Raw genomic sequence first — 15,270 nt, 5'->3', positions numbered from 1 at the left:
CGATTGTCGCACAAGCCACAGCGGGCCGGTCACTGCCCCTGCCACAGGTCCGGCAGGCCGGCGGCCTGCCACCAGCGCTTGGCGTCCGGATCCCAGCGCCAGCGCTCGACCACCACCACGGTGCGCTCGGCCTGGGTGTTCTGGTTGATCACCCCGATTTCGACCCGGCGCTCGACCTGGCCGCCGTCCAGCGAGGCGCTGCTGCGCTCGCGGTAGGAGGACACGCGCAGCTGGGCGTAGCGGTTGAGCTCGAACTCGGTGGGCGGCTTTTCCTTGCGCAGCTCCGGGTCCAGGTAGGCAATGGCATCGTCCATGCTGCCCCAGCGGATGGTTGCGCCGTAGGCGATCTGGGTCTCTTCCAGCAGCTTGCGCTGCTTGCGGGTGAGGTCGTCGGCAGCGGCACTGGCCACGGCGCTGACCAGCAGCAGGGAGCACAACAGGATCTGGATCAGGCGGCGCATCGGTGGTTTCCCCAGGACGTCAGCCTGCCATCCTACCCTTTGGCGAAGGCAACGAAGCGACCGCTCAGCTCGGCGGCAGAGCGGCCATCGGCCCCCGGCTGGCGGGCGACGATGCTGATGCGGGCCTTGCCGCGCTGGCGGAAGGTGGCCAGGAAGGTGTCCCAGCTGCTGGCTTCGGCGGTTTCGGCGTGGGCGTGCAGGTCTTCGTAGACCGGCGCCAGGTAGCGCAGGTTGCTGTCGGCCACGTAGACCTCGGCGTCGTGCCCGGCCAGGCGCAGGCGCAGGCTGACCAGCGCCCAGCCGGACAGGGTGAGCACCGAGGCCAGGCTGCCACCAAAGGCGTTGCCCTTGTCGTTGACGTTGGCCACCAGCGGCGCGGTGATGCGCAGCACGCCGTCGGCATAGCCGTCCAGGCGGATCTGCATCGCACGGACCGCCGGCATGCAGTCAAGCACGTCCTGCAGGGCGGCCAGCGAGGAGGTCAGGGCATCAGCGGACATCGAGCAGCAACCACGACAACGAAGGGCCCGCATAATGACGTCAATGGCCGACCATACGATACCCACTGGCTGGACCCTGATCTCGCTGCGTCCGCAGGGGCAGCATGCCGGGCTGAGGCGGGCTGCGGCCAAGCTGGGCGGGGCGACCGTGGCGTTGTCGCCGTGGCGGCTGCAGCGGTTGCAGGGCCCGGCGGTCGAACAGCGGCTGAACCGCGCACTGGCCTGCGCACGGGTGGTATTCACCAGTCCGGCGGCGGTCGAAGCCGCTGCGGCGCTGCAGCACCTGCCTGCGGCCCAGCACAGCCCGTGGCTGACCGTGGGCGAAGGCACCGCGCGCGCCCTGCACGCACAGGGCATCAGCGAAGTGCACGCACCGCAGCGGATGGACAGCGAAGGCCTGCTGGGCCTGCCGGTGCTGGCCGAGGTGCGCGGCATGGACATCGGCCTGGTGACCGCACCGGGCGGCCGTGGCCTGATTGCCGCGCAGCTGGAGGCGGCCGGCGCGCGGATCCTTCGCGCCGATGTCTACCAGCGCCTGCCGCTGGCGGTACCGCGGCGAACACTGGCACGGCTGGCGCACTCGGCCACGCCGTGGCTGCTGGCCGTCAGCAGCGGCGAGGCGCTGCAGCGCTTCTGGCAGCAGTTGTCCCCCGGTTGGCAGCAGCGCCTGCGCACCGAGGCCATCGTGCTGGCCGCCAGCGCGCGCCTGGCCGAGCAGGCGCAGGCGCTGGGACTGGCCCGCGTGGTGCGCAGCGAAGGGCCCACCATGGCCCAGATGGCGGCGGCCGCACACGCCGCGCTCACTGCCCCGGCAGCGACCTGAACAGGCACCCGGCGCACGCTTGCCGGGGTCATCGCCAACAGTGATGCTGTGTGCAACGCTGCCTGCCGGTTCCCCGCCGGCGACGCCGCCGACAAGGAAGCCCGATGAACGACACCCCGCCACCTGCCCCCTCCCGCCGCACCCTGCGCTGGCTGCTGCCGCTTGCCGGGCTGGTGGTGCTGGGCGCCGGTGGCTATGCCGGCTGGCACTACTGGCAGCAACAGCAGAGTGACCGGGCAGCGCAGGCGCAGACCACGGCCGTGCAGCTGACCGGGCTGCAGGCCACCGTCGAGGCACTGCGCCGCGACCAGCGCGCGACCAGCCAGCGGCTGCAGGATGCGGCGGCCACCAACCGCGTGCTGCGCGATGAAATGCTGGGCCTGTCCCAGCGCAGCGCACTGCTGGAAGAGAACCTGGGCCGGCTGGCCGAGAGCGCCAACCAGGGCCGCCAGGCCGTGCAGCGCGACGAGGCCGAGCTGCTGCTGACCCAGGCCGCGCAACGGCTGGCCTTTGCCGATGATGTGGAAGGCGCGCGCCGCCTGTATGCGCAGGCCGCCACCGCGCTGGCCGACCTGCCCGACAACGAAGGCCTGAACCTGCGCCAGGCGCTGGTGCAGGAACGCGACGCGCTGGATGCGCTGGGCCGTGGCCCGCGCGTGCAGGCGCTGCACCGGCTGGATGCGGTCGCACAGGCGCTGCAGGGGCTGCCCTCCGAACTGCCGCCCTCGCCGGCCGAGGCGGCTGCCAAGCCGTGGTGGCAATCCGCGCTGGCGCCCTTCGTGGATATCACCCCCAGCCGCTTGAACGGCCCGCTGACCCAGGCCGAGCGCGCCGCTGCCGATGACGCGCTGCAGTTGGAACTGACCCTGGCCCGTGCGGCCATCGAGCGTGGCGACCGCAGCGGCCGTGATGCCGCGCTGAACCGCGTGGCCCACTGGGCGCAGCGCCGCTGGCCGGATTCACCGGGCCTGCGCGCGCAACATGCTGAACTTCAGGCCTTGCGCAAGGCCCCGCTGCAGGCCGAAAGCAGCGTGCTTGGCAGCACCCTGCAACAACTGCGCTCCCAGACCGACCGGAGGTAACGCCCGATGAAACCCCTGCAATCCCTGGTCGTACTGCTGCTGGCCGTGGCCATCGGCGTGGTGGCCGCGCAATGGCTTGGCACCGATGACCTGAACCGCTACGGCGAAGTGACCCTGCGCTACGGCGGCTACGACTACCACAGCAACCTGCCCAAGGTGGCCCTGCTGTCGGTGATCGGCGTGCTGGTGCTGTGGCTGCTGTGGAGCCTGGTGGCGGCACCGTTCCGCGCCTGGGGCCGCTACCGCCGCAAGCAGGGCCGCGTGCGCCTGATCGACGGCCTGCAGGCTTACGAACACGGCCAGTGGCAGCGTGCGGAAAAGCTGCTGGATGGCGCGGCTGCCGACCCGGAAGTGAGCGCGGTGGCGCTGGCCAATGCGGTGCGCAGCGCGCAGTCGCGTGCCGATGCCGCATCCGGCGAGGCGCTGCTGCAGCGCCTGGGTGAGAGCGATGCCACGCTGCATGCACTGCTGCGCGCCGAACAGCTGTTGGCCCGCGACCTGCCGGTGGATGCGATCAACGTGCTGGACGTGGCGGCGATCCAGCCGCTGCCGCCGCGTGGCCTGTGGCTGCGCACCGAAGCGCTGGCGCAGGCCGGGCGCGCGCACGAGGCCTACGGCCAGCTGGGCGCGCTGCGGCAGAGCAAGGTGCTGCCGACCGACGCCAGCAGCGAACTGGAAGCCCGCTTGGCCGCGCAGGCCCTGCTGGAGGCCGGCGATGTGAACGCGCTGGCCGCGCAGTGGGAAGCCACGCCGAAGGCGCTGCGGCCGACCCCGGACGTGGTGGCGGCCTATGCCACCCGCGCGGTGGCGCTGGATTGGGATGAGCCGGCGCTGCTGGCGCTGGAACAGGCGCTGGACCATCGCTGGGACGACGAACTGGTGGCGCTGTATGGCCGCCTGCCTGCCGAGCGGCTGGCCACCCGCCAGTCCAACCTGGCGCGCTGGCGCAACGTGCATGACGATTCAGCCGCGCTGCGCCTGGCGCAGGGCCGCATCGCCCTGGCCCAGCAGCAATGGGATGCAGCGGATGCGTTCCTGCACGAAGCCATTGCCGCCGGTGCCGGTGCGCCGGCGTGGGAGGCCCTGGGTGAAGCGTTTGCCCAGCGTGGCGAACACGCGCTGGCCGCGCAGTGCCTGGCCAATGCGCTGCGCCTGCAGCGTGGCGAGGACAGCGTGGCGCTGGTGCACGGCACCGACGCACCGCTGCGCGCCACGGTGGAAGAGCAGCCGCTCACGGTGCAGCCGCCGGTGTACGACGCCAACGAGGTCCGCGACGAGTTCGGCAACCCGCGGGTGCCGTGACCATGGCTGAGGTGTGCCGACCAACGGTCGGCACCCACCAACAAAGAACGCCGCCCGATGGGCGGCGTTTTTTTGTTCAATGGATGCAATCAGCGTTCGACGATCGCCACCACGCCCATGCCGCCGGCGGTGCAGATCGACACCAGCGCGCGGCCACCGCCGCGTTCTGCCAGCTGCTTGGCCGCCGTGGCGATCACGCGTGCGCCGGTGGCGGCGAACGGGTGGCCGGTGGCCAGCGACGAACCCAGCAGGTTGATCTTGTCCGGGTCGATGCGGCCCATCGGTGCATCCAGGCCCAGGCGGTTGCGGCAGTAATCCTCGCTCTCCCATGCACGCAGGGTGCACAGCACCTGCGCGGCGAAGGCCTCGTGGATCTCGTAGATGTCGAAGTCCTGCAGGGTCAGGCCGTTGCGCTTGAGCATCTCCGGCACGGCCACGGTCGGCGCCATCAGCAGGCCTTCGCCATGCACAAAATCCACCGCCGAAACGTGGGCATCGCGCAGGTAGGCCTGCGGTTCGTGGCCGTGCGCGCGGGCCCATTCCTCGCTGGCCAGCAGCACCGCCGCGGCACCATCGGTGAGCGGGGTGGAATTGGCGGCGGTGAGGGTGCCACGGCCGGAGACCTTGTCGAAGGCCGGCTTCAGCGTGGCCAGCTTTTCCAGCGAGGTGTCCGCGCGCAGGATGTTGTCACGCTCGACGCCACGGAACGGGGCGATCAGGTCGTTGAAGAAGCCGCGCTCGTAGGCGGCGGCCAGCTTCTTGTGCGAGGACACCGCCCATTCGTCCTGCGAATCGCGCGAGATGTTCCATTCCTTGGCCATGTCCTCGCAATGGTCGCCCATGCTCTTGCCGGTGCGCGGCTCGGCCACGCCGGGGAACTCGGGCTTGAGTTCGGAGAGCTTGAAACCGGAGGTCAGCGCGCGGATTTTGTCGCCGGTGCTCTTGGCACGGTTGGCGGCCAGCAGGCGCGCGCGCAGCTTCTTGCCGTAGACGATCGGCACGTCGGACGTGGTGTCCGAACCACCACCGATGCCCGATTCGATCTGCCCCAGGGCGATCTTGTTGGCCACGGTGATGATGCTGTCCAGCGAGGTGCCGCAGGCGCGCTGCAGGGTGATGCCGGGGGTCAACGGCGACAGGCCGGAGGACAGCGTGGCTTCACGGCCCAGGTTCCAGTCGCTGGAATGCTTGATGACCGCACCCATCGCCACTTCACCCAGCTGCTGGCCGTGCAGGCCGAAGCGTTCGACCAGCGCGCCCAGTGTCCGCACCGACATGCCGAGGTTGCCGACATCCGAATACGCGGTGTTCTGGCGGCAGAACGGAATGCGGACGCCACCGAGGATGGCGACGGGACGAGCGTTGGGCATGGAGATACCTGGCATGGATGAGGGTGTCTGCAACATGGCCTGCACGGCAGAGCAGGCATAATGGAGCCAAGTGTAGCTGCCGCCCTGTGATGGGCCAACCGTGGAACCATGAGCAAACCCGACCCCGCGATGAATGCCCTTGGCGTGCTGGCCCTGGAACTGGCCAACGGCGAAATCCCCCGCCAGGCGGTGCTCAGCGCCGACCAGGCCGGTGAACTGGCCGACCGTATCGGCCGTGACCTGGCCAAGCTGGTGCCGCAGGTGGCCGAGCTGGACCTGGTGTTCGCCGCCGCCCATTTCGACCCCGCTGAAATCCTGCGCCCGGGCTGGCCGATCCACCGCCGCCTGGAAGAACTGCAGATGCGTGCCCCGGGCCGCAGCCAGGGCCCGCGCCTGCTGGCCTTCGGTGCTGGCGCCGATGGTGAAGTGCCGCTGCCGTTCCAGGCCGATGCGACGCTGGTGGGCGGTGGCCTGCGCGTGGTGCCCTTCCTGCTGACCGGCAGCGACGTGGCGACCACCGCTGCGGTGGCCGATGCGCTGGAAGACGTGCTGCTGGCCAACGGCATGGCCCATGCTGATACGGCGTTGATGGCACAGAACAGCTTCGGTGCCCGCATCGAGCACGCGCGCTACTTCACCGTGAACGACCTGGCCGCGATGATGTCGATGCAGTACGACAACCAGGGCCTGGCCGCGCTGTGGCCGCTGATCGAGACCGCGATCATGGCCCCGGGCCAGGACGAGTGGCTGGAGAACGCACCCGAGCCGCTGCTGCGCTATACGCAGGGCGAGGCACGCATGGCGCTGTTCGATCCGGCCGGCTGGTGCGCGTACTACAACCACAGCAAGAACGATTGCGACCGCCTGCAGGGCATCTACGAACAGTTCCTGATGCGCCAGCGGCAGATGGCCGCGGTGCTGGAAGCGCACGGCGTGCCGGTGCTGTTCGTGCACTGCGAGGCCGGGCAGGACGCGCGCGAGCTGCTGGCGCGCTGATGGCGGATACGTGCCGCCGGGCATGGCCCGGCGCTACCCGCGCAATACGGTAGCGCCGGGCCATGCCCGGCGGACCCAGGAAAAACGCCGGCTCGCGCCGGCGTTTTTCATTTCCTTACGGGGCCTTCTGGATGACCGCGCAGGCCAGGCGCGCGCCGGCGTTGCCGGTCGGCTGGGTCTTGTAGTCGTCCGCGTCGGCGTGGACGATCAGGCCGCGGCCGATGATGTCGAAGTCATCACCCTTGCCGATGTTGACGTTGCTCGAGACCGGGCCGTCGATGGTGGCCACGCCCTTGTCGTCGGCCTTGATGTTGGGCATGTCGCCGCCGTGGTGCGGGTCGGCCGACACATTGCCGTGGTCCTGCTTGCCCGGGTTGAAGTGGCCGCCGGCGCTCATGCCGTCCGGCGCGCTGCAGTCGCCCTTCTCGTGGATGTGGAAGCCGTGCTCGCTGCCCGGCTTCAGGCCGCTGATCTGGCCGGTCACATGCACCTTGCCGTCGACCACCTTGAAGGTGACGCTGCCCTTGGTCTCGTTGCCCTGGGTCGGTGCCAGTTCGGCCGTGGCCGTGGCATCGGTGGCCGGTGCAGCTTCGGTAGCCGGTGCAGCCGCCGGATCAGCCGGTGCTGCCGAGCCTTCGGCCGGGGTGGTGGCCGGGGCTTCGGCTTCCGGGGCGGCCGGCTGCTGGTTGCAGGCCGCCAGGCCCAGGGCGGCGATGGCCGCGAACAGCGAGGTATGGATCAGACGCATGGAACTCTCCTTGGAATGAAGCCCGTGGCGATCAGCGGGTAACCCGGATCACACCGCAGGCGATGCGGACGCCGGCATTGCCGGCGGGCTGGCTGCGATAGTCATCGGCGTTGGCATGCACGACCAGTGCACGTCCGGCGATATCGGTGGCGGCGCCTCCCCCAAGGGTAACGCCCTTCAGGTGCACATCGATATTCGCGCGGCCCTGGGCATCGGCCTGCAGGTTGTCGATGTCGCCCAGGTGGTGCTTGCCGCTGCCGGCGCGGCCGTGCGCGCTGCCAGCGGGATTGAAGTGGTTGCCGGCGCTGCTGGCATCCACCGCGCTGCAGTCACCGCGTTCGTGGATGTGGAAGCCGGCCTGCTGCATCGGCTGCAGGCCACCGACCAGGCCGGTCAGGTGCACGCCACCGCTTTCGGTTTTCAGCACCAGGCGGCCACTGACGATGCTGGCCGAGGCTGGCGCCAGGTTGGCTTCGGCCAGCTGGGCCACGGGCGTGGTGACCACCGGCGGCGGCGTGGGCTGCGACTTCTGCGGCGCACTGCCACAGGCAGACAGCAGCACGGCGGCGGACAGCGGCAGGATGGCAGGTGACAGGCGCATCAGGAACTCCTTGCAGGGAACACTACGGACGGCATCGTCCATGGCGGATCAACAGTTCGGCAAGCGGGCGCGAGGACCGTGTGCACGGGCCGTTCAATGGCTCCCGCGGCGGCGGCCCGCGCCCAGCTTGCGGGTGAGCGTATTGCGGCCCAGGCCGAGCCGCGCGGCGGCTTCGGCGCGGCGGCCATGGGTAATCTGCAGCGCTGCCTCCAGCAGGGCGTGGTCCACCCGCTCGCGCACCTGCGCGTGCAGGCCTTCAGCGCCCTCGGCCAGCTGCCGACGCGCCCATTCGGACAGCAGCGCTTCCCACTGCCCCGGGTCGGCGCCTGCGGCACTGCCACGGCGGCTGCGTGTGCGGTTCAGCGCGGTATCGACGTCGGCCACGCCGATGGTGTCGGCGGCGGCGAGTGCCGCCATGCGCCAGCAGACGTTCTCCAGTTCGCGCACGTTGCCCGGCCAGTCGTGCTCGCGCAGCGCCTGCAGGGCGGCAGCAGTGAGCCGCTTGGGCGGCGTGTCAAGCTTGTGCGCGGCGGCCGCCAGGAAGGTGGTGGCCAGCTGCGCGATGTCCTCGCGGCGCTCGCGCAGCGGCGGCAGCTGCAGGCGCACCACGTCCAGGCGGTGCAGCAGGTCGGCGCGGAACCTGCCCTGCGCGACCAACCCTTCCAGGTCCTGGTGGGTGGCAGCGACCACGCGCACATCCACATGGATCAGCTCGCGGCCACCAACGCGGAAGAATTCGCCCTGGGCCAGCACGCGCAGCAGGCGGGTCTGCAGCGGCAGCGGCATGTCGCCGATTTCATCGAGGAACAGCGTGCCGCCGTTGGCCTGCTCGAAGCGGCCGATGTGGCGGCGCTGCGCACCGGTGAAGGCGCCGGCCTCGTGGCCGAACAGTTCGCTTTCCAGCAGTTCGGCCGGAATGGCGGCGGTGTTGAGCGCAACGAATGGCCCCTGTGCGCGCGGCGATTCGCGGTGCAGGGCGTTGGCCACCAGCTCCTTGCCGGTGCCGGTTTCGCCAGTGATGAGCACGGCCAGCGGCGCCTGCGCCAAACGACCGATGGCACGGAACAGCGCGCGCATCGGCGGCGTATCGCCTACCAGCTGCGGTGGCTGGTCGCTGGGCGCATCGGCCACCGGCGTGGGCGCGGCCAGTGCCGGTGCCACGGCAGGCAGCACGCGCTGGGCCAGCGCGACGGCATCATCCAGATCGAAGGGCTTGGACAGGAATTCGTGGGCGCCGCCGCGGAACGCGCCGGCCGTGCTGGCCACATCGGTGTAGGCCGACATCACCACCACCGGCAACTGCGGCAGCGCGGCCTTCAGCTTGTCCAGCAGCACCAGGCCATCGTCGCCGGGCATGCGCACGTCGGTGAACAGGAGCGCTGGCGCCGGGCCTTCGTTGAGGGCCTTCAGCGCAGGGGCGGCGCTGTCGAAATCGACGACCTGGTAGCCCGCCTCGCGCAGCGCGGTGCACAGCACGAAGCGCACGGCGCGGTCATCGTCGACCACCCAGATGCGCTGCGCGGAAGGGGACGAGTCAGACATCGCGCAGGGCCTCCTCGGCCGGGGCGGCGCCGCTGCCGATCGGCAGAAGCAGGGTGAATACGGTATGGCCCGGGCGCGAGCGGTAGGTGAGCGTGCCACGGTGTTCGCGCGCCACCTGCTGGGCCAGCGCCAGGCCCAGGCCGGTCCCTTCGGCGCGGCCACTGACCAGCGGCAGGAACAGGTGCTCGGCCAGTTCTTCCGGCACACCACGCCCGTCATCGGCAATTTCCAGGCGCAGCGCCAGGGTGTGCAGCTGTTCGGCAATGCGCACGCCATGTTCAACGCGGGTGCGCAGGGTGATGACCCCGGCGCCGGCCTGGATGGCGTTGCGCACCAGGTTCCACACCGCCTGGGTGAGGCGGTCGGCATCGCCATGGAACTCGGGAATGCTGGGGTCGTAGTCGCGCTGCAGGCGCACGGCCCAGCCGGCCTCGTTTTCGGCCAGGCGCAGCACGCGTTCCAGCGCGGCATGGATGTTCAGCGGTGCGTGCGGCGCGGCCGGTGCCGGCGACAGCAGCTGGTCGAGCAGGCCGTTGAGGCGCTCGATCTCCGAGCCGATCAGGTCGATCAGTTCGCGCTCGCTGGCATCGCGCTGCGCGGCACGGCGCGCCAGCAGCTGGGCGGCGCCCTTCAGCCCGGCCAGCGGGTTGCGCAGTTCGTGGGCCAGGCCCTTCAGCGCGGCACTGAGCGCGCTGGGCAGCGCCTGGGTCGGGTCAAGGCCCGGGAATTCGTCGACCGGGTGGGCTTCCAGCAGCCAGCCGCCATCATCGCGGCGGCTCATCCAGCCTTCGGCGAAGCGTGCGCCCTCGCCGGGCAGGGCCAGCGCCAGGCGGTTCAACCGCAGGCTGTCGCGCTCGTCGCGGGCGAGGAAATGGGCCAGGGCCTCGCCCTGCACTTCCAGCGCGGCCAGCGGCTGGCCGATCAGGCGGCGGACGCTGACGCCCAGCCAGCGGGCGAAGGCGGGATTGCAGCCGACGATGCGGCCATCGGCCCCGGCCCAGGCCAGCGGCGTGCCGAGGGCATCAAGGGATGGCGGGGGTGCGGGGTCGGACATTGCACCAATGTAGTGCAAAACGGGGGTCCGGGGTCGGATCCCTTTCCGCGAGGAAAGGGCTCTGACCCCACGGCAGTTACAGCTTCATGTTCAGGCCGACGAACACGCTGCGGCCCGGGGCGGGCGAGAACATCGGGCGGGCGCTGTCCCAGAAGAAGCTGTCGTACCAGGCGTAGGCGTACTCGCGGCCGGTGACGTTCTTCAGCTGCAGGTCCACGCTCCAGCGCGGGTTGATCTGGTACGCGGCGCTGAGGTCGAGCACGGCGAAGCCACCGAACTTGCCGGCCTCGTTGCGCTCTTCCAGGTAGTAATCGCCCTGCGCGCGTGCCTGCAGGCCCAGCCGCAGTGCATCACTGGCCTGGTAGTCCACGCCCAGGTTGCTGATGTGGCGCGGGGTGGCGGCCACTTCGCGGCCCTGCAGGGAAACGCTGGCATCGCGATCGTCGCGGGTGATCTTCGCTTCCTGGTAGGCGTGTGAGAGCCATACGGTCCAGTCAGCACCCAGCTGCGCGCTGATCTGCGCGTCCACGCCCCGCCGCCGGGTCTTGCCCAGGGTGACCGTGGTGCCGGTGGCCGGCATGTTGGATACCTCGTTTTCGGCATCCTGCTGCCACACCGCCAGCCGCGCCTGGGCGCCCTGGAACGGCTGGAATTTCAGGCCCAGCTCCATGCCGGTGTTGGTGGACGGCTGCATCGGTGCCTGCCCCGGGGTGAGGTAGGCCGGTGCGGTGGAGCCGGTCAGCACCTGGAACGTGCGGCCCCAGTTGGCATAGACGTGGGTGTGCTCGCCCAGGCTGTGGATGACGCTCAGCTTGGGCTGGCCGATGCTGCCGTAGTCCTGCAGGCGGCCGCTGACGCCGTTCATGAGGTGGGTGCGCCCGCTGAACCGGTCCACGCGGTAGGCGGGCACGATCTTCCAGGCATCGGCGGGCTGGTAGATGGCCTGCACGTAGGCGCCCCAGTTGTCGAAGCTGTGGCGGTCGTTGTTCTGCACGCGCGCCGGGGCCTGGCTGAAATCAGTGGGTTCGGCGTAGGCGTAGCGCTCGCGGATGTAGCCGTTGTCCTGCTGTTCGTAGTTCAGGCCACCTTCCACGGTCAGCGCGGGGCTGGCCTGCCAGGTGAGCGTGCTGAGCAGGCCGGTCTGCCGCTCATCCCACACGCGGCGCTGGCGCGGCAAGTTGCCGGTGGGCAGATCGCTGAAGGTCACCCGGCGATCGTCTTCATAGCGGTTGTAGTACAGCCGCGTGCCGAAGGTGAGCGCGTCGGACAGCTTCAGGTCCAGGTGCGCGGCGATCTGGCGCATGTCGCGGTCATCACCATCGTGGCCGTTGCGCAGGTCGCTGCCACGGCGATGCGCGTGCAGTTCGTCAGCGGTCATGAAACCGGGTTCGTCGGCTTCGTGGTGGTACGCGCGCGCGGTCAGGCCCACGCGCAGGCCGTCGTCCAGCGAGCCGTAGAACCATTTGCCGCCCAGCGAGTACTTCTTCGAGGTGTCGTGGTCGCGGTAGCCATCGCTGGCCTGGGTGCCGACGAAGTAGTTCTGGGCGAAGCCATCCGCTTCACGGCCCACTGCCAGCTGCGCGTCGCGGGTGTTGTAGCTGCCGTAGGCCAGCCGCGCATCGGTGTAGTTGCCGCCCTGGCGCGTGCCGAAGTTCACGTTGCCACCGATGTTGTGCAGGCCGTAGCGCGGGTCGTTGGTCCCGCGCACCACTTCGATGTAGCTGATTTCCAGCGGGAACAGCATGTCGATGAAGCGCTGGTTGCCGCTGTTGACGTTGCTGGGGATGCCGTCGATGAGGGTCTTGATGGCGTTGAGGTAGCCCTCGCCGTTGAAGGCGCGGAAGCTGACCTTGCCCGATTCGGCACCCTGCCGCGTTTCGGTGAGCTGGATGCCGGGCATCTGCCCCAGCAGCTCCCAGCTGTGCGAGACATTGCGGTCTTCGATCTGGTCCGCGCCCAGCACGTCCACCGAGGTCAGGACCTGGTGGGCGCTCAACTGGCCTTCGCCATGCTGGTGCACCTGCACCTTGCCGAGGGTGAGCGCGGCATCGGCGGACTGTGCGAAGGCTTCAGGGGCGAACGAGGCGGTCGCGAGGGCGGCCACCAGCGTGGAGGTTTTCATGGGGGATGGAAGGGCGCGGATGAAATGTAATCATATAACATTTCATGCACGAGATCCGTAGAGTCGAGCTTGCTCGACTGCCGTTGTCAGGAGCAGTCGAGCAAGCTCGACTCTACGAGGGCGGTGAAGCAGTCGAGCAAGCTCGACGCTACAAAAGCGGGGTGGAGCGGCGGCTTACACCGGGTAGCCGGTGGCTTCCCTGGCCTTCTTCCAGGCGCTTTCAAACTCGCGCGCGGAGATTTCGTCGTCCTCGTCGAAATCCAGGAACGACACCGGCTGGTCGGCCAGCAGGAAACGGTCATCGCTCTGGCCGTGCTCGTCGGCCCAGACCAGCTTGGTGCCGTAGATTTCCACCTGGCGCACGATCTTCTCGCCGCGGGCTTCCATCAGCACGTTGCCCTTGCCCAGGCCCGATTCGGCCCAGTGCTTGTAGTACTTCTTGGCGGTGTTGTTCTTGATGTTCTTCATTGCAGGGGTCCTGGCCGCAGCGGCGGCCGGAGAGTTCGGAATGGCGCCATTATCAGGCATCCGGGGTCAGAGCCCTTTCCTCTGGAAAGGGATCCGACCCCTGCCGGTTCAGTTCGGCAGGGGGGTGCCCTTCGGCCACAGCATCCAGAGATTGCCCTTCTGCTTCATGTCACCGGCCAGCTTGCCGGCGGCATCGCCACTGCCCCAGTACAGGTCGGCGCGCACTTCGCCAGCGATGGCACCGCCGGTGTCCTGCGCGGCCACCGGGCGCACCACCGGGCTGCCGTCCGGGCGCGTGGTGGACAGCCACAGCAGGCTGCCCAGCGGCACCACGCTGCGGTCCACGGCCACGCTGTAGCCGGCAGTGAGCGGCACGTTCAGCGAACCACGCGGGCCTTCCGGGCTGTCGGCGCTGCGCACGAAGAACACGTAGCTGGGATTGCTGCGCAGCAGCTCCGGCACGCGCGCGGGGTGCGCCTTCGCCCAGGCGCGGATCGCGTCCATGGTGACGTCTTCCTTCTTCAGCTCGCCCTGGTCCACCAGCCAGCGGCCGATGGCGCGGTAGGGGTGGCCGTTCTGCTCGGCGTAGGCCAGCCGCACCTGGGTGCCATCGGCCAGGCGCACGCGCCCCGAGCCCTGGATCTGCAGCAGCTGCAGGTCCATCGGGTCGGTCAGCCAGGCCAGCACGGGCGCTTTGGAACCCTTGCTGGCGATGGTGCCGGCGTCGTCATACGGCTTGAGCACCTTGCCGTCGAGGCGGCCGCGCAGGCGCTTGCCCTTCAACTCGGGGTAGAGGCTGTCCAGCTGCACCACCACCAGGTCTTCGGGCGTGCCGTATACCGGCACCGTCGCGCTGGCGGTGCGGGTCAGGCTGCCGGGATAGATGGGTTCGTAGTAGCCGGTGATCAGGCCATCAGCCTGATGGCCACCCGCGCGCAGTGCGTACACCTCGAGGTCGCGCTGCAGGAACTGGCGGATCGCCACCGGGTCCTGGTCGGGCACCGTGGCGGCGGTCGCACAGGGCCCGGCCCAGACCGCATCGTTCTTCAGCCGCGTGCAGCTGCTGCGCCAGGCGCTGAAGCCGGCCAGCAGGTCGGTATCGGAAACCGCCGGCAGCGCCTTCCAGTCCACCTTGGCGTAGGTGGCAGCAGCGGGTTTGGCCGTGGCCTTTGCATCGGGGCGGGTGCCGGTGGTGGCGCAGCCGGCCAGCAGGGCAACGGCCAGGAGGGTGAGGAGCGCGCGCGGCGACGACAGAACAGTGATCATCGTCGCAATGTAGTGGGGCCGATGGTGGCGGGGCAACCTTTGGCAGCGCAGGGCATGGCCCGGCGCTACCGTCAGATGGCTACGGCGTCTGCAGCAGCAACGAATGCAGGATGCGTGCGTCTTCGGCGTCCAGTGTCTTCGGCAGGTCGTCGCTGCCGCGGAAGCGGCGATGGAACGCCGCGACGGCCGCCTCGCGATCCTCCAGCGGGTAGCCGAAGCGGGCCATCGCGTTCCAGGCGTCGAAACCTTCCGGTGCGGGGCCATCGCTGGCGCGCGGCCACACGCCGAAACCGGCCTGCGCCAATTGCTGCCACGGGAAGAAGCGGCTGGGATCGGCCTTGCGCGTCGGCGCCAGATCGGCGTGGCCGATCACCTGCCGCGGCGGGATGTTCAGGCGCTCGGTGAGGTCACGCAGCAGCAGGATCAGCGAGGCGATCTGCGCGGGCGGGAACGGCGTGCTGCCGTTGTTGTCCAGCTCGATGCCGATGGAGGCCGAGTTGAGATCGGTGATGGTGCCCCAGCGGCCGGCGCCGGCATGCCAGGCGCGGCGCTCGTCGCTGACCAGCTGGTAGCGATGGCCATCGGCACCGATGAGGTAGTGCGCGCTGACCCGGCCGCCGCTGTTGGCGGTGCGCAGCGTGTGCAGGCTCTGCTGCACCGAATCCTGTTCGGTGTGGTGGATGACGATGACCACCGGATCGCGTGCGTTCTGGTTCGGCGACGGGACCCAGGTGGCCAGCGGATTGCGCGGCTCCTGCGGGGTGGAAGCACAGGCAGCCAGCAGCAGGCAGGCCGAGAGCATCAGGGACGTGCGGATCGGGTGCATGTGCCCGATTGTGCGCGATCAGGCGCGAGGATGCATGCCGCGGTACCGACGGCTGCAGTAGAGCCACGCCATGCGTGGCTGGAGGGCTGCAGTGCCGACCAACGGTCGG

General features: G+C 69.6%; 15 protein-coding genes. 4 read left to right on the top strand and 11 right to left on the bottom strand.

Annotated elements, in window-relative coordinates; all coding sequences use genetic code 11:
- Window positions 1–29 precede the first annotated feature (29 nt).
- Both C1927_RS00740 and C1927_RS00735 read right to left on the bottom strand, forming a co-directional pair.
- On the bottom strand, window positions 30–461 hold the full coding sequence (locus C1927_RS00740) for a hypothetical protein (protein ID WP_079224697.1): 432 nt from the start codon (window positions 459–461) through the stop codon (window positions 30–32).
- Between the two features lie 32 nt (window positions 462–493).
- A complete protein-coding gene (locus C1927_RS00735; RefSeq protein WP_079224696.1) occupies window positions 494–961 on the bottom strand; it encodes a YiiD C-terminal domain-containing protein in 468 nt (155 codons plus the stop codon).
- Between the two features lie 34 nt (window positions 962–995).
- On the opposite strand from C1927_RS00735, the gene C1927_RS00730 reads away from it, so the two are divergent.
- The 3 genes from C1927_RS00730 (at window position 996) to C1927_RS00720 (ending at window position 4,168) form a co-directional block, all read left to right on the top strand.
- Entirely contained in the window at window positions 996–1,784 is a 789-nt protein-coding gene (locus tag C1927_RS00730) for a uroporphyrinogen-III synthase (RefSeq protein WP_108745668.1), read from the top strand.
- A gap of 104 nt (window positions 1,785–1,888) precedes the next feature.
- Window positions 1,889–2,866, top strand: coding sequence for a uroporphyrinogen-III C-methyltransferase (locus tag C1927_RS00725; RefSeq protein WP_108745667.1), 978 nt, complete (start codon window positions 1,889–1,891; stop codon window positions 2,864–2,866).
- A 6-nt stretch (window positions 2,867–2,872) separates the two neighbouring features.
- A complete protein-coding gene (locus C1927_RS00720) occupies window positions 2,873–4,168 on the top strand; it encodes a heme biosynthesis HemY N-terminal domain-containing protein (RefSeq protein WP_108745666.1) in 1,296 nt (431 codons plus the stop codon).
- A gap of 89 nt (window positions 4,169–4,257) precedes the next feature.
- On the opposite strand, the gene C1927_RS00715 is transcribed toward C1927_RS00720, so the two are convergent.
- Window positions 4,258–5,553 carry an acetyl-CoA C-acetyltransferase gene (locus C1927_RS00715; RefSeq protein WP_108745665.1) on the bottom strand — a complete coding sequence of 432 codons (1,296 nt, stop codon included), beginning with the start codon at window positions 5,551–5,553 and terminating at the stop codon, window positions 4,258–4,260.
- A 93-nt stretch (window positions 5,554–5,646) separates the two neighbouring features.
- Here C1927_RS00715 and C1927_RS00710 point away from each other — a divergent pair, with 93 nt between their 5' ends.
- Entirely contained in the window at window positions 5,647–6,534 is an 888-nt protein-coding gene (locus C1927_RS00710) for a hypothetical protein (protein ID WP_108745664.1), read from the top strand.
- 115 nt (window positions 6,535–6,649) lie between these two features.
- Here the strand turns inward: C1927_RS00710 and C1927_RS00705 are convergent, their stop codons facing one another.
- The 8 genes from C1927_RS00705 to C1927_RS00670 form a co-directional block, all read right to left on the bottom strand.
- Window positions 6,650–7,282 (bottom strand): superoxide dismutase family protein, encoded by a 633-nt coding sequence (locus C1927_RS00705; RefSeq protein ID WP_108745663.1) that lies wholly within the window; start codon window positions 7,280–7,282, stop codon window positions 6,650–6,652.
- A gap of 31 nt (window positions 7,283–7,313) precedes the next feature.
- Window positions 7,314–7,883 carry a superoxide dismutase family protein gene (locus C1927_RS00700; protein WP_079224683.1) on the bottom strand — a complete coding sequence of 190 codons (570 nt, stop codon included), beginning with the start codon at window positions 7,881–7,883 and terminating at the stop codon, window positions 7,314–7,316.
- Between the two features lie 93 nt (window positions 7,884–7,976).
- Complete coding sequence (gene ntrC / locus C1927_RS00695) at window positions 7,977–9,425, bottom strand: nitrogen regulation protein NR(I) (RefSeq protein ID WP_079224681.1); 1,449 nt, start codon at window positions 9,423–9,425, stop codon at window positions 7,977–7,979.
- Window positions 9,418–10,479, bottom strand: coding sequence for an ATP-binding protein (locus C1927_RS00690; RefSeq protein WP_079224679.1), 1,062 nt, complete (start codon window positions 10,477–10,479; stop codon window positions 9,418–9,420). Before C1927_RS00690 ends, ntrC begins: the two co-directional genes overlap by 8 nt.
- Before the next feature lie 76 nt (window positions 10,480–10,555).
- Window positions 10,556–12,601 carry a TonB-dependent receptor gene (locus tag C1927_RS00685; protein WP_108745662.1) on the bottom strand — a complete coding sequence of 682 codons (2,046 nt, stop codon included), beginning with the start codon at window positions 12,599–12,601 and terminating at the stop codon, window positions 10,556–10,558.
- A gap of 174 nt (window positions 12,602–12,775) precedes the next feature.
- Complete coding sequence (locus C1927_RS00680; RefSeq protein WP_108745661.1) at window positions 12,776–13,069, bottom strand: hypothetical protein; 294 nt, start codon at window positions 13,067–13,069, stop codon at window positions 12,776–12,778.
- Window positions 13,070–13,177: 108 nt separating this feature from the next.
- Window positions 13,178–14,335 carry an MltA domain-containing protein gene (locus tag C1927_RS00675; protein WP_108745660.1) on the bottom strand — a complete coding sequence of 386 codons (1,158 nt, stop codon included), beginning with the start codon at window positions 14,333–14,335 and terminating at the stop codon, window positions 13,178–13,180.
- A 79-nt stretch (window positions 14,336–14,414) separates the two neighbouring features.
- On the bottom strand, window positions 14,415–15,161 hold the full coding sequence (locus C1927_RS00670; protein ID WP_079224672.1) for an N-acetylmuramoyl-L-alanine amidase: 747 nt from the start codon (window positions 15,159–15,161) through the stop codon (window positions 14,415–14,417).
- Between the last annotated feature and the right edge of the window lie 109 nt (window positions 15,162–15,270).

Source organism: Stenotrophomonas sp. ZAC14D1_NAIMI4_1, assembly GCF_003086775.1.
Taxonomy (GTDB): Bacteria; Pseudomonadota; Gammaproteobacteria; order Xanthomonadales; family Xanthomonadaceae; genus Stenotrophomonas.
This window is presented reverse-complemented; position numbering and strand designations above follow the sequence as displayed.

What these genes read in the sequence shown, in the direction of transcription:
- C1927_RS00740 (WP_079224697.1), bottom strand. Translation starts at nt 461, where the DNA reads ATGCGCCGCCTGATCCAGATCCTGTTGTGCTCCCTGCTGCTGGTCAGC.
- C1927_RS00735 (WP_079224696.1), bottom strand. Translation starts at nt 961, where the DNA reads ATGTCCGCTGATGCCCTGACCTCCTCGCTGGCCGCCCTGCAGGACGTG.
- C1927_RS00730 (WP_108745668.1), top strand. Translation starts at nt 996, where the DNA reads ATGACGTCAATGGCCGACCATACGATACCCACTGGCTGGACCCTGATC.
- C1927_RS00725 (WP_108745667.1), top strand. Translation starts at nt 1,889, where the DNA reads ATGAACGACACCCCGCCACCTGCCCCCTCCCGCCGCACCCTGCGCTGG.
- C1927_RS00720 (WP_108745666.1), top strand. Translation starts at nt 2,873, where the DNA reads ATGAAACCCCTGCAATCCCTGGTCGTACTGCTGCTGGCCGTGGCCATC.
- C1927_RS00715 (WP_108745665.1), bottom strand. Translation starts at nt 5,553, where the DNA reads ATGCCAGGTATCTCCATGCCCAACGCTCGTCCCGTCGCCATCCTCGGT.
- C1927_RS00710 (WP_108745664.1), top strand. Translation starts at nt 5,647, where the DNA reads ATGAGCAAACCCGACCCCGCGATGAATGCCCTTGGCGTGCTGGCCCTG.
- C1927_RS00705 (WP_108745663.1), bottom strand. Translation starts at nt 7,282, where the DNA reads ATGCGTCTGATCCATACCTCGCTGTTCGCGGCCATCGCCGCCCTGGGC.
- C1927_RS00700 (WP_079224683.1), bottom strand. Translation starts at nt 7,883, where the DNA reads ATGCGCCTGTCACCTGCCATCCTGCCGCTGTCCGCCGCCGTGCTGCTG.
- ntrC (WP_079224681.1), bottom strand. Translation starts at nt 9,425, where the DNA reads ATGTCTGACTCGTCCCCTTCCGCGCAGCGCATCTGGGTGGTCGACGAT.
- C1927_RS00690 (WP_079224679.1), bottom strand. Translation starts at nt 10,479, where the DNA reads ATGTCCGACCCCGCACCCCCGCCATCCCTTGATGCCCTCGGCACGCCG.
- C1927_RS00685 (WP_108745662.1), bottom strand. Translation starts at nt 12,601, where the DNA reads ATGAAAACCTCCACGCTGGTGGCCGCCCTCGCGACCGCCTCGTTCGCC.
- C1927_RS00680 (WP_108745661.1), bottom strand. Translation starts at nt 13,069, where the DNA reads ATGAAGAACATCAAGAACAACACCGCCAAGAAGTACTACAAGCACTGG.
- C1927_RS00675 (WP_108745660.1), bottom strand. Translation starts at nt 14,335, where the DNA reads ATGATCACTGTTCTGTCGTCGCCGCGCGCGCTCCTCACCCTCCTGGCC.
- C1927_RS00670 (WP_079224672.1), bottom strand. Translation starts at nt 15,161, where the DNA reads ATGCACCCGATCCGCACGTCCCTGATGCTCTCGGCCTGCCTGCTGCTG.